General features: G+C 36.4%; 14 protein-coding genes. 8 read left to right on the forward strand and 6 right to left on the reverse strand.

What is annotated here, in order from left to right:
• Positions 1-219 precede the first annotated feature (219 nt).
• Positions 220-1017, forward strand: coding sequence for an AraC family transcriptional regulator (locus tag LPB89_RS02475; RefSeq protein ID WP_230700110.1), 798 nt, complete (start codon positions 220-222; stop codon positions 1015-1017).
• Between the two features lie 78 nt (positions 1018-1095).
• Positions 1096-1956 carry a CPBP family intramembrane glutamic endopeptidase gene (locus LPB89_RS02480; protein ID WP_230700111.1) on the forward strand — a complete coding sequence of 287 codons (861 nt, stop codon included), beginning with the start codon at positions 1096-1098 and terminating at the stop codon, positions 1954-1956.
• 83 nt (positions 1957-2039) lie between these two features.
• Here LPB89_RS02480 and pyk read toward each other — a convergent pair whose 3' ends face one another.
• The 5 genes from pyk to LPB89_RS02505 form a co-directional block, all read right to left on the reverse strand.
• Positions 2040-3473 (reverse strand): pyruvate kinase, encoded by a 1434-nt coding sequence (gene pyk, locus LPB89_RS02485; protein ID WP_230700112.1) that lies wholly within the window; start codon positions 3471-3473, stop codon positions 2040-2042.
• Between the two features lie 5 nt (positions 3474-3478).
• Complete coding sequence (locus LPB89_RS02490) at positions 3479-3967, reverse strand: IPExxxVDY family protein (RefSeq protein WP_230700113.1); 489 nt, start codon at positions 3965-3967, stop codon at positions 3479-3481.
• 125 nt (positions 3968-4092) lie between these two features.
• On the reverse strand, positions 4093-4833 hold the full coding sequence (rnc, locus tag LPB89_RS02495) for a ribonuclease III (RefSeq protein WP_230700114.1): 741 nt from the start codon (positions 4831-4833) through the stop codon (positions 4093-4095).
• 8 nt (positions 4834-4841) lie between these two features.
• Positions 4842-6095 (reverse strand): beta-ketoacyl-ACP synthase II, encoded by a 1254-nt coding sequence (fabF, locus tag LPB89_RS02500; protein WP_154340425.1) that lies wholly within the window; start codon positions 6093-6095, stop codon positions 4842-4844.
• 242 nt (positions 6096-6337) lie between these two features.
• Positions 6338-6574 carry an acyl carrier protein gene (locus tag LPB89_RS02505; RefSeq protein ID WP_007137004.1) on the reverse strand — a complete coding sequence of 79 codons (237 nt, stop codon included), beginning with the start codon at positions 6572-6574 and terminating at the stop codon, positions 6338-6340.
• 175 nt (positions 6575-6749) lie between these two features.
• On the opposite strand from LPB89_RS02505, the gene purN reads away from it, so the two are divergent.
• Together purN and rnhA are read left to right on the forward strand one after the other, a co-directional pair.
• On the forward strand, positions 6750-7313 hold the full coding sequence (purN, locus tag LPB89_RS02510; protein ID WP_230700115.1) for a phosphoribosylglycinamide formyltransferase: 564 nt from the start codon (positions 6750-6752) through the stop codon (positions 7311-7313).
• Positions 7314-7518: 205 nt separating this feature from the next.
• Positions 7519-7995: a ribonuclease HI gene (gene rnhA, locus LPB89_RS02515; RefSeq protein WP_127338180.1), complete on the forward strand. Its 477-nt coding sequence runs from the start codon at positions 7519-7521 to the stop codon at positions 7993-7995.
• Between the two features lie 54 nt (positions 7996-8049).
• On the opposite strand, the gene LPB89_RS02520 is transcribed toward rnhA, so the two are convergent.
• Positions 8050-8397 carry a DUF6249 domain-containing protein gene (locus tag LPB89_RS02520; protein WP_230700116.1) on the reverse strand — a complete coding sequence of 116 codons (348 nt, stop codon included), beginning with the start codon at positions 8395-8397 and terminating at the stop codon, positions 8050-8052.
• Positions 8398-8694: 297 nt separating this feature from the next.
• On the opposite strand from LPB89_RS02520, the gene LPB89_RS02525 reads away from it, so the two are divergent.
• The 4 genes from LPB89_RS02525 (at position 8695) to LPB89_RS02540 (ending at position 12797) form a co-directional block, all read left to right on the forward strand.
• Positions 8695-9282 (forward strand): RNA polymerase sigma factor, encoded by a 588-nt coding sequence (locus LPB89_RS02525; protein ID WP_230700117.1) that lies wholly within the window; start codon positions 8695-8697, stop codon positions 9280-9282.
• Entirely contained in the window at positions 9266-9667 is a 402-nt protein-coding gene (locus tag LPB89_RS02530; protein ID WP_230700118.1) for a hypothetical protein, read from the forward strand. The genes LPB89_RS02525 and LPB89_RS02530 overlap by 17 nt, the downstream gene beginning before the upstream one ends.
• Positions 9668-9895: 228 nt before the next feature.
• Positions 9896-10819 (forward strand): PfkB family carbohydrate kinase, encoded by a 924-nt coding sequence (locus tag LPB89_RS02535; RefSeq protein WP_127338175.1) that lies wholly within the window; start codon positions 9896-9898, stop codon positions 10817-10819.
• A gap of 79 nt (positions 10820-10898) precedes the next feature.
• Complete coding sequence (locus tag LPB89_RS02540; RefSeq protein WP_127338174.1) at positions 10899-12797, forward strand: amidophosphoribosyltransferase; 1899 nt, start codon at positions 10899-10901, stop codon at positions 12795-12797.
• Positions 12798-13153: the final 356 nt, after the last annotated feature.

Here is a 13153-nt window from a genome sequence, read left to right on the forward strand (position 1 = left end):
TGAATAAATTAGTCTGTGATGTTTCTAATTTGTTACAAAACAATTAAATTTTATGTAATTTATTGCCCTTCTGCGGTTAATATTTTCATAATCTTTTTATTAAGGCGTAAAATAGTACAAAATATGCAAAATCAGGGTTGTTTTTTTACAATCGGGAAAAAAGAACCGTTCATAGTTTCTGAATTAGTAGTAATTTGGTGGCTGTAATTCCCATCAATAATGTACGAACTCGAAAAAGAGAAATACTTAGGCAATACCAAAAACATTTACAACAACAGTCAGGGAATTGCTGTTGTAGAAACCGAGTATCAGCAGAAAGTTTTTGAAGGCTGGCACTCGCACAACAACGCGCACATTACGCTTTTCCTGAGAGGCGGCACGTCGGAAAAACGAAAAAATTCCACTCTTGATGTTGGTCCCGGTTCGCTGTTGTTTTACCACAGCGATGAATTGCACCTCAATCACAATACACTTTTCCCGTCTAAAAACATTAACCTCGAGATCGAAGAAAACGTTCTCCGGGAACTTCAGATTAACGAAGCCATCATCGAAAAATCGGTACGGAATACCACGCTTACCAAATTTCTGATTCTTAAGATTTTTAAGGAATCCCTGGTTGCCGATCCGTTTTCGGGCGATACAATCAACATGCTTTTTGCGCAGCTGTCCAACCCGAATGCGCATTTGGACCAATTCGAAAAAAGTCCGTTTTGGGTGAAAAGCCTAAAGGAACTGCTCAACGATTGCTGGAACGAAAACCCGAACCTGCAGGATCTGGCGCAGGTTTTAAATCTAAATCCCATTACCATTTCAAAACATTTTCCGAAATATTTTGGCTGTACGCTTGGCGAATACATGCGCCGGATTAAAATAAACCGTTCGCTTTCGCTGATCGATTCGAAAGAGAATAATCTGACCGAAATTAGTTTTCAATGCGGTTTTGCCGATCAGAGCCACTTTATACGGACGTTTAAAAACCAGACCGGATTTCTTCCGAAACAATTTCAAAAATTATAAGAGAAGCAAATTTCATTCTATTTTTTGGTTTTGAGGCAGGCTACATTTGTCTTATAATAATCATTAAATCAAACTCAAATGGAAACGCTTACTGCCAAACAAAAAATATTTAATTTTCCCGTTACCAAAATCATTCTGGCCTTAATTGTCTTTATGGCTTTCGTAATTATCGGACAGCAAATTGCCGCAAAATTACTTGGAATGACTGCCCTGGATAAAGACTTCAGAAATCTTTTTAAAGGAATTTTCGTTTCGGCTTTAGCTGTTACGAGTTATATTCTTTTCTTTACCTATTATGAAAAAAGAGCCGTAACCGAATTATCGTCAAAAAGACTGGCTCAAAATCTGATCATAGGAACTTTAACCGGTTTTGGACTTCAGGCCTTAACGATTCTGGTAATTTATATTAGCGGAGGGTTTAGTGTTGTTGCCGTAAATCCGGTTTCGTTTATTCTGATTCCGCTTACGGTGGCTTTTACAATTGCGATTATTGAAGAGATATTGGTTCGCGGGATTGTGTTCCGGATTATCGAGGAAAAACTGGGAACTTATATTGCCCTGAGTATTTCGGCTGTTTTATTTGGAGCCCTGCACATGGCCAATCCAAACAGTACTTTGCTTTCGGGATTGTGTATTACGTTTGCCGGTTTCCTGCTGGGTACCGCTTTTGTTTACAGCCGAAATTTATGGTTTCCGATTACGCTGCATTTTGCGTGGAATTTTACGCAGTCGGGCATTTTTGGTGCGATCACTTCCGGAAACGAAAAAACCAAAAGTGTACTGGAAAGCAAAATACAAGGATCAGTCCTTTTAACCGGAGGAGAATTTGGACCGGAAGGCAGTATTCAGGCCAACGTATTCTGTCTTATCGGAGCAATAGTCTTATTGGCGCTAAGCCATAAAGAAAATAAAATCATGGCGCCTTACTGGAAAAAATAAACTACACCAATCACCAATAAAAAAGGGTTTATGAAATTTTCATAAACCCTTTTTTGATAGGTTGTTATCGTAAAACGAGAGGACTATTCTATTTCAGAAACTCTCATCGTATTTACCATTCCTTTATCTTTAATTGGCATTGCCGCAAGGTTGATCAAGTAATCTCCTTTTACAGCGTATCCTTTTTCAACTGCTATTCTGTTAACGTCAGTTACCGTATCATCTGTACTTTCGTCTTTATCATAGTAGTATGATTTTACTCCCCATAATAAATTCAATTGTGTTAAGATTCTTCTGTTTGAAGTAAACACCAAAATATGTGCTGAAGATGGTCTCCATGCAGAAATCTGGAAAGCAGTATACCCACTGTTTGTTAGCGTACAAATTGCTTTTGCCTTAATTTCATTCGCCAATAAAGCCGCCTGGTGACAAACTGTTTTAGTAATAAAACGTTTTGTTTTGATTTGCGGCGTATTTTGAGGAACATTGATTAGCGGAGAGTCTTCAACTGCTTCACAAATCTGAGTCATTTTCTGAATTACCTGTACCGGATAATTTCCTGTAGCAGTTTCTCCGGACAACATTACGGCATCAGCACCATCCATTACCGAGTTGGCAACGTCATTTACTTCTGCTCTTGTTGGTGTTAAACTTGTAATCATGGTTTCCATCATCTGAGTCGCAACAATAACCGGGATTCTGGCCGTTTTGGCTCTTCTGATCAAGTCTTTTTGTACCAATGGCACTTCGTGTGCAGGAAGTTCAACTCCTAAGTCTCCACGGGCCACCATTAAGGCATCACAATAGGCTACAATTTTATCCATGTTCTCAAGAGCTTCCGGCATTTCAATTTTAGCAACAATTGGAATTTTAACATCTGAATGTTTTGCAATCAATTCCTGTAAATCCTGTAAGTCACGAGGCGTTTTTACGAATGAAAGTGCAATCCAGTCTACTTTTTGCTCGATAGCAAAAATAGCATCTGCAATATCTTTTTCAGTTAATGCCGGTAAAGAAATTTTAGTGTTTGGAAGATTAACCCCTTTTTTAGATTTTAATTCTCCACCCTGAATTACTTTGGCAACAACTTCTGTTTTTTTATCTGTTGAAATAATTTCAAAAATCAGTTTACCGTCATCAAGCAAAATACGCTCACCCGGGTTTACATCATTTGGGAAATTCTGATATTTCATGAATACTTTTGAAGCGGTTCCGATCACGTCTTCAGCAGTAGTAAAAGTAATGATGTCACCATCATGTACTACGGTTCCTTCTTCCATAACCCCAACTCTTAGTTTTGGTCCCTGCAAATCCCCAAGGATTGCTGTAGTGTAACCAAATTCTTCGTTCAGGCTTCTGATAATTCCAATTTTTTCTTTTACTCCTTCGTAATCAGCATGCGAAAAGTTAACTCTAAACACATTTACACCTGCGTCGATCATATCCTTGATAATCTCTCTAGTTCCACATGCAGGTCCAAGTGTGGCTACAATTTTGGTTTTTTTGTTTGTAAGCATTTTTTTTAAAAAATTAAATTGTTTTTTGACTTTATTTTGTTTGTATCAACAACATATATAGCTGCGATACTCTCTATTGCATTTAACTGTTGTTGGATTTCTGAATAATCAACAGCCTCGTCGCTGATATCGATTTTCAGGAAAAAATCTACTTTTTTGAATTCAGGAAGTAAATGAATTGTTGTAGAAACCTCACTCGTCTCATTGGAAAACAAATTCTGGAAATCATTTTTACTCACAGAAATGATTTCATTTTTATTCTGAATCAGATTCCACGAAACGGCCTTTTCAGAATCATAATAGTAAAATCTGGAAAAATTTGCTTCACCTTCCTTAGTCTGAGCGTGGATCTCGTTCTTGCTCTTACTTAAGTTTATCGGAAGTTTTTTATTGATAAAATAGGCCAGTCGGTAATCTTCCAAAGAAGTATGGATTGCCATTAAATAATAATCAATTTCGTCAAATTCGTCCAAATCCAATCTATGAATTGCCATATCATGAAAAATCAAGTTGTAAATATACTATTTCTAACGGACCATCAACAGGTAAGATTAGCTTGTTTTTGTTAATTTATAAACGAAAACGTTGTAGCTTTAACATCGCCACGCTATTTATGTAGTTATTTCTTATCTATTTTTTCCTGAAATGCAAAATAAGCCCGTTGCGATGCTTTTTCTTCTGCCTTCTTTTTTGAAGTTGCTCTTGCTCTTGCAATTACTTTATCGTCTATACTTAATTTTACACCAAACAAACGTTGTCCGTCAATTCCGTTATCTTCAAAGATATCATAATGAAAGATTCTCTTTTCTTTCTGACACCATTCGATAACCAGACTTTTATAACTAATAACTTTCCCTTCAAGCCGGGCGATATCAACATAAGGTGTAATGACTCTTTTCTGAATAAACTTTTCACAAAAAGGATATCCTCTATCTAAATAAATAGCCCCAATAAGGGATTCAAAAATATTACCGTGAATGTTTTCACCAAAATGATGAATGGGCACTTTACTTTCTACAAACCGGACTAAGTTCAGGTCTTTCCCCAATTCATTCAGGTGTTCGCGGCTTACGATTTTCGAGCGCATCTTCGTTAAATACCCTTCATCCCCATTAGGCGCTTTGTTAAATAAATGTGCTGCAATTACAGCACTTAACATAGCATCTCCTAAAAATTCCAGACGTTCGTAATTAATCGGATGTCCGGACTCATCCAGCTTATTGGAAGAGCGGTGTGTAAAAGCTTTCTTATAAAAATCTATCGAAGCGGGCTGAAAACCAAGTATTTTCTGAATAGTGTCAAAAAAAATCCCGTCTTCTGGAGAACGGGATTTTGAAAATATTTTTTTGATAAAATTCATAGACAAAACTAGTCAGCTAATTTTTTAAACAATACACAAGCATTGTGTCCACCAAAACCAAAAGTGTTACTCATGGCAACATTTACCTCTCTTTTTTGAGGCTTGTTTAAGGTAAGGTTTAATGCAGGATCAATATTTTCATCCACAACAGTATGGTTAATCGTCGGAGGAACAATTCCGTGTTTCATAGCCAGGATAGAAGCAATAGCTTCAATAGCTCCGGCAGCACCCAGTAAATGTCCTGTCATCGATTTTGTAGAGTTGATATTGATGTTTTTTGCATGACTTCCGAAAACAGCACTGATGGCTTTTAGTTCGGCTACATCTCCTAGTGGAGTAGAAGTTCCGTGAGTGTTGATATGATCTACATCTTCAGGGTTCATTCCTGCATCTCTCAAGGTGTTTTTCATTACCGCAATAACGCCAATTCCTTCCGGATGTGGTGCTGTTAAGTGGTAAGCATCAGAAGACATTCCGCCACCGCCAACTTCGCAGTAAATTTTTGCGCCTCTGGCTTTGGCATGTTCGTATTCTTCAAGAACCAAAGCTCCTGCTCCTTCTCCTAAAACGAAACCGTCTCTGGTTGCATCAAAAGGTCTTGAAGCTGTTTCAGGGCTTTCATTTCTGGTAGATAAAGCATGCATGGAGTTAAAACCTCCCATACCTGCAATCGTAATGGCAGCTTCTGAACCACCTGATACAATAACATCACACATTCCTAAACGAATGTAGTTGAAAGCATCTATTAAGGCATTTGCAGAAGAGGCACATGCAGAAACAGTAGTATAATTTGGACCCATATACCCATTACGCATTGAAATGTGCGCAGGAGCAATATCGGCAATCATTTTTGGAATAAAAAACGGATTGAATTTTGGCGTTCCGTCCCCTTTAGCGTAATAAATTACTTCTTCCTGGAACGTTTCCAAACCTCCAATTCCTGCTCCCCAGATCACACCTACTCTTGTTTTGTCGATATTATCATTCGTAAGTCCGGCATCTTTAATGGCTTCATCACTGGCAGCAACAGCATATTGCGCAAATTTATCTAATCTTCGAGATTCCTTGCGATCCATGTAATCTTCAATATTGAAGTTTTTTACTTCACAGGCAAATTTCGTTTTATGCTTCTCTGTATCATAATACGTGATAGGAGCGGCTCCGCTAACTCCATTCAAAAGTGCCTCCCAATAATCCTGGATATTATTCCCGATAGGAGTAAGAGCACCTAATCCTGTTACAACAACTCGCTTTAACGTCATAAATATGTATTTTGTACTTTAAACAAATAAAACCCATGCTTTCTTAACTGTAGTGTTACTTTAAGAGCTATGGGTATTACAATATAAATATATCTTTTTGATTGAAAACCAATCGAATTTTAAATTTTAAAAAAATAATAACACCCGATTTTTAACAAATTTCAAATTTCAAAAGTCAAATTCCAAAATTGGAGTTTGGAATTTCAAAAATTGGGATTTTTTAGAAATCGGGTGTGGTATTATTATTTTTTAGCTTCCTCGATATAAGAAATAGCTTGACCAACAGTAGCAATGTTTTCTGCTTGATCGTCTGGAATTTGGATATCAAATTCTTTTTCGAATTCCATAATAAGCTCAACAGTGTCTAATGAGTCAGCCCCTAAATCATTAGTGAAGCTTGCTTCTGTTACAACTTCGTTTTCGTCAACGCCTAATTTGTCTACGATAATCGCTTTTACTCTTGATGCAATGTCTGACATAATCTTTAATTTTAGAATTTAATTTGTTGGCAAAAATAAAAAACTTTATTTTAAAACAACTATTTAGTTTATAAATGTGATACTAATTTATAAAATTAATTTCAAGAAAGCCCTTTTAATACTATTTATTTTCGTTTTTTATTCCGTTTTTTGCATTCTCAAAATAAAGTCGATTATGAAAAAAATTATTGTTTTTGCCTCAGGATCAGGAAGTAATGCAGAAAACATTATAAAACATTTTGCAAAAACCAAAATCGCAAAAGTCGTTTCGGTTTTTACGAATAATGCTTCTGCAAAAGTTATCGAAAGAGCCAAAAATCATCATATTCCAGTCGAAATCTTTTCAAAAAATGAACTTTTAGAAAGAAATTTACTGCAAAAAATACAGGAAATCGACCCGGACCTGATTGTTCTGGCAGGTTTCTTATTGAAATTCCCGGACCACATAATTGAACAATATCCCGAGAAAATTATTAACATCCATCCTGCCCTTTTACCCAATTACGGCGGAAAAGGAATGTATGGAATGCACATTCACAGGGCAATAGTAAATAATAAGGAAAAAGAAACCGGAATCTCCATTCATTATGTAAATGAACATTATGACGAAGGCGGCATTATTTTTCAGAAAAATGTATTGCTAACCGAAGACGACACACCTGAAACAGTGGCCGAAAAGATTCATGAATTAGAACAAAAGTATTTTCCGGAAATTATTTCCAGATTGTTAGAATGTTAGACTTCTTAGAATGTTAGATTGTTGGATTGTTAGATTTTTGGATTATTTACGCTAGTTAGACATTGGAAGTATTTAAGCATTTCTAATAGAAATCCATGAAGTCTAAAATCCTACATTCTAAGCTGTCTACATCCAGCAATCCAAAATCTAAAAATCTAAATATCTAAATATCTAAGAAGTCCAACGATCTAAGAAGTCTAAAAAAATGAATCACGAAGTACATATATATACTGATGGCGCCGCTAAAGGAAATCCGGGAAACGGAGGTTATGGCGTAGTCATGGAATTGGTTGGAACACCGCATAAAAAGGAATTTTACGAAGGCTTTCGTCTTACGACAAACAACAGAATGGAACTTTTGGCTGTAATCGTAGGTCTGGAGAAATTAAAAAACCCGAATATGAAAGTCCTTGTAATTTCTGATTCTAAGTACGTCGTAGATTCAGTTGAAAAAAAATGGGTCTTAGGCTGGGAAAAAAAGAAATTTGCCGGCAGAAAAAATCCGGATTTATGGAAACGTTTTTTAATCGTTTACCGCAAACATCAGGTCGACTTTAAATGGATCAAAGGCCACAACAATCATCCGCAAAACGAACGATGCGACCAGCTTGCCGTGATGGCATCTATGCAGCCCAAACTTTCTGTAGATGTTTATTACGAAACCATCGGATCTAAAGAATAAAAAAAACGCATCCGCTGCGGCAGATGCGTTTTCTGTACTAACTTAAATTCTTACTTATTCCTTATCCAGGTCTTTTGCAGTTTTAAATCCGGTCAAAAGTCCGATTCCCGCCATGATAAAGATAATGGAAGGATAAACGGCACCATCCTCTAAAGAGGTGTAAGTTGTAATCAGCAAGGCAAGAAAAATTCCAACGCCGCTGCCAATTAATAAAAAAGCCAGATTAACAACTATGATTTTCCAGGCGGAAACGCCTTTTTCCCTGCCTTGCAAAAAAATGCTGGCATCGACACCTTTTTCGATAAGTGCCAGCCGTTCGCGGTTTCTGGTTGAATAAATAAGATAAACAATCCCGAAGATCATTAGAAAAAAACTAAGTGGTATTAAAATTCCTGGTATCATAATATTTTGTTTTTAATTGATTGATACTTCATAAGACGAGAGGAGTTTCATTTAGGTTACAGGTTTTAGTGAAAATTTCAATTTTTAAATTCTAAAAGGGAAGAAATTCCAATTTTTTAAAATCCAAATTCCAACGAAATTACCCTTAACTTTGAGTTTATTATATAGCACTATAATATATGTCCTTATTTTCATCTGTACTAATTGGGATTTCAATATTTGGATTTGGATTTTTAAAAATATTGTTTTTTTCACTTTCCTTGTAACCTAAACAAACAAAAGGTCGTCCTATATAATATGAGTACATTAGAAGATCAACATTATATCAATTTAATCCTGCAAGGCGACCGCAATGCGTTTGCCGTGCTGGTAAATCGTTATAAGGATATGATCTTTAGCCTGGCGCTCAAAATGGTCAAAAACCGGGAAGAAGCTGAGGAAGTGGCACAGGATACTTTTATCAAGATTTACAACTCTTTGGGAAAGTTTAAAGGCGATTCGAAATTTTCAACCTGGAGTTATAAAATCGCTTACAACACTTGTCTGGATCGTTTAAAGAAAAGCAAAAAGGAAGAAAACAATATCTCGATCGATGAGTTTTCGGCACATTTGATAAAAACAATGGACAATGCGCTGAGCGCCTTAGAAGACAAAGAACGAAAGCAGACGATTCAGAATTGTTTAAATTTGCTGCCCGGAGAAGACAATATTATACTGACCTTGTTTTATTTTGACGATCAGAGTTTGGAAGAAATTGGAAAAATCATGAACATTTCAGCCAATAACGCCAAAGTAAAATTATTCAGAAGCAGACAAAAATTAGCTGTTATCCTTAAAAAGCAATTAGAACCCGAAATACTGGAGTATTATGAAAGAGAGCGATAAAAACATAGAGAATCTTATTGATAAAATGATGGCCGAAAGTACTTTGGAATCACCATCCATTGACTTCACTTCAAAAATAATGGATCAGGTTTTAGCGGCTGAAAAGAGCAAAACGAAAGTTTACAAACCTTTGATTTCTAAAAAAACCTGGATACTTCTGGGTGCAGGCTTAACTGCTTTGATTGCATATTGTCTGTATGCAAATAACAACACTTCTACTTTAGAAACACCTATATTATATTTAGACCTGGATAAAGCTGCTACGGTGTTTTCCGGAATTCATTTTTCCAAAAACATATTGTACGCGGTTTTAATAGTACCCATAATGATTTTAATTCAGATTGGGGTTTTGAAGAATTATTTTGATAAGAAGTATGAGTTGTAGATAAGGTATACTATGAGTAAAAAACGCAGTTTTTTCAAAAATAAAACTTGCTATTTAAATCCGGAAATGCTATTTTAAGCATTCCAATGAATCCAATATAATTTACTCATTTACAATAGTTTTAAGCCCGAAAACGATATTGTTTTTTTATGAAAATTTTGAGAGTGTAAACCGTTGCAATATTGCAACTTATGAAGTATCTTTGCACCCTAATTCGAAATTCATAAAATGAATAAATTATTGATTGTTGGAACAGTTGCTTTCGACGCGATTGAAACTCCTTTCGGAAAAACAGATAAAATTTTAGGTGGTGCTGCAACGTACATTGGTTTATCAGCATCTTTTTTCAACCTGCAATCGGCCATTGTTTCTGTAGTTGGTGACGATTTTCCTCAAGAACATTTAGATCTTTTAACTTCAAGAAATATTGATATCTCGGGTATCGAAATTGTGAAAGGCGGAAAAACCTTTTTCTGGAGCGGTTTATACCACAACGATTTGAATTCAAGAGACACTCTGGTAACGGAACTAAACGTTTTAGCTGATTTTCAGCCAAAAGTTCCTCAAAACTATAAGGATGCTGATGTTGTGATGTTAGGAAACTTACATCCGTTAGTACAAAGCAGTGTTCTGGACCAAATGGAGAAAAAACCAAAATTAGTAGTTTTAGATACTATGAATTTCTGGATGGACTGCGCTTTACCGGAATTGCTTGAGGTAATTAAACGTGTAGACGTCATCACAATCAACGACGAAGAAGCAAGACAGCTTTCAGGAGAATATTCATTAGTAAAAGCAGCGAACAAAATCCAGGAACTGGGACCAAAATATGTGGTGATCAAAAAAGGAGAACACGGCGCACTTTTATTCCACAACAGAGAAGTATTCTTTGCACCGGCATTGCCTTTAGAAGATGTTTTTGATCCGACAGGAGCCGGAGACACTTTCGCAGGAGGTTTTTCAGGGTTTATTGCGCAAAGCGAAAACATCTCGTTCGGGAACATGAAAAACGCCATTATTTATGGTTCAAATCTCGCTTCATTCTGTGTAGAGAAATTTGGAACCGAAAGGATGCAAACATTAAGCAAAGCTGAAGTAGCGATTCGATTACAGCAATTTAAATCGTTAACTCAGTTTGACATAGAAATATAATGCCTGAGAGCCTCGATAAAACGGGGCTTTTTTTATTACGTTAATACACACAACTTACAACAACACAAATACAAAAAAAATGAGCGACGCGTTAAAACACGAATGTGGTATAGCCTTAGTTAGACTTCTGAAACCGCTTGAATATTACAAAGAAAAATACGGAACGGCTTTTTACGGGATACAAAAAATGTACCTGATGATGGAAAAGCAACACAACCGTGGTCAGGATGGTGCCGGTTTTGCCAGCATCAAACTTGATGTCGAACCAGGGCAGCGTTACATCAGCAGGGTTCGTTCGAATCATTCGCAGCCTATACAGGATGTTTTTGCACAAATCAATGACCGTATCAACGAGGAAATGACTGCGCATCCTGAATATGCAAATGATGTTGAAAAACAAAAAGCAAACATACCTTATATAGGAGAGTTATTTTTAGGTCACGTTCGTTACGGGACTTTCGGCAAAAACAGTATCGAAAGTGTACATCCTTTTTTACGTCAGAGTAACTGGATGCACCGCAACCTTATTTTGGCAGGTAACTTTAATATGACGAATGTTAAAGAACTTTTCGAAAACTTAGTAGAGCTTGGACAACATCCGAAAGAAATGGCCGATACCGTTACTGTAATGGAAAAAATAGGTCATTTCCTTGACAAAGAGGTAATGCAATTGTATCAGGACTGCAAACAAGAAGGCTATTCTAAAAGAGAAGCTTCTCCTGTTATTGCAGAACGCCTGGATATCGCAAAAATATTAGCCCGTTCGGCTAAAAATTTAGATGGAGGTTATGCAATGGCCGGTTTACTAGGTCATGGAGATGCTTTTGTCTTCAGAGATCCTGCAGGAATTCGTCCGGCATACTTTTATCAGGATGATGAAGTTGTGGTCGTGGCTTCTGAACGTCCTGTTATTCAGACTGTATTTAATGTACCTTTTGAAAGTGTTCAGGAAATCGATCCGGGAAATGCTTTAATCATCAAAAAAAGCGGAAAAGTTTCGATGGAACAAATCCTGGAACCAACCGTTAAAAAAGCCTGTTCTTTTGAACGAATTTATTTCTCAAGAGGCAGCGATGCCGAAATTTATCAGGAACGTAAAAACTTAGGTAAATTAATTTTGCCTGCGGTTCTTGAATCCATTGACAGCGATACCGATAATACTGTTTTTTCATACATTCCGAACACCGCTGAAACTTCTTTTTATGGTTTAGTTGAAGCTGCCCAGGATTTCCTGAATCAGCGTAAGAACAATTATATCTTAGAAAACAGAAATACGCTTACTGCCGAAACCTTACAGGAATTATTAGCGGTAAAAATCCGTACAGAGAAAGTAGCGATTAAAGATGCGAAACTAAGAACTTTTATTACCGAAGACAGCAGCCGTGATGATTTAGTTGCCCACGTTTATGATGTGACCTACGGAGTAATAAAACCTACAGACAATCTGGTAATTATTGATGACAGTATTGTTCGTGGTACAACTCTTAAAATGAGTATCATTAAAATGATGGATCGTCTAAAACCAAAACGCATTGTAATCGTTTCTTCGGCTCCGCAAATCCGTTATCCGGACTGTTACGGAATTGATATGGCAAAACTGGAAGGTCTTGTTGCTTTTAGGGCAGCACTGGCTTTATTAAAAGAAAGAAACTTATACCATATAGTCGACGAAGTTTACACCAAATGTAAAGCACAGGAAAACTTTGCTGATACAGATGTTATCAATTATGTGACTGCCATTTATGATCAGTTTACACCGGAAGAGATTTCAGATAAAATTGCTGAAATGCTAAGTTCTCCTGAAATCAATGCTGAAGTAAAAATCATTTTCCAAAAAGTGGAAGATTTGCACATTGCATGTCCTAAAAATCTTGGAGACTGGTATTTCACCGGAGATTATCCTACACCGGGTGGGAATCGTGTTGTAAACAGAGCTTTCATGAATTTTTATGAAGGAAAAGACGCGAGAGCATATTAAACAATTATTAACAAAAGGTTAATTTGTGCATTTCATCGGTTTTTTTTGCCTTTCATCCTATATGTTTGGCAAAACAGAAAAGCTACAATACTTTTGGGAAACCATAACATTAGTAGGTTAAGTTTATGGTAGATTTGGGGCAAAAAGGGTGGAAGCAATTCCACCTTTTTTATTGGAATAAAGTCAAGGATTTATTCAAAGTAAGAAATTACGTATTTCATCGAGTTTATTTGCATTTCGTCTAAAATATTTGGCATTACAGCATAGCTATTCTACATTTACTACACCATAACATTAGTAGGTTAAGTATATGGTAGATTTGGGGCAAAAAAGGTGGAAGAAATTCCGCCTTTTTT

Source organism: Flavobacterium sp. ENC, from assembly GCF_020991415.1.
Taxonomy (GTDB): domain Bacteria; phylum Bacteroidota; class Bacteroidia; order Flavobacteriales; family Flavobacteriaceae; genus Flavobacterium.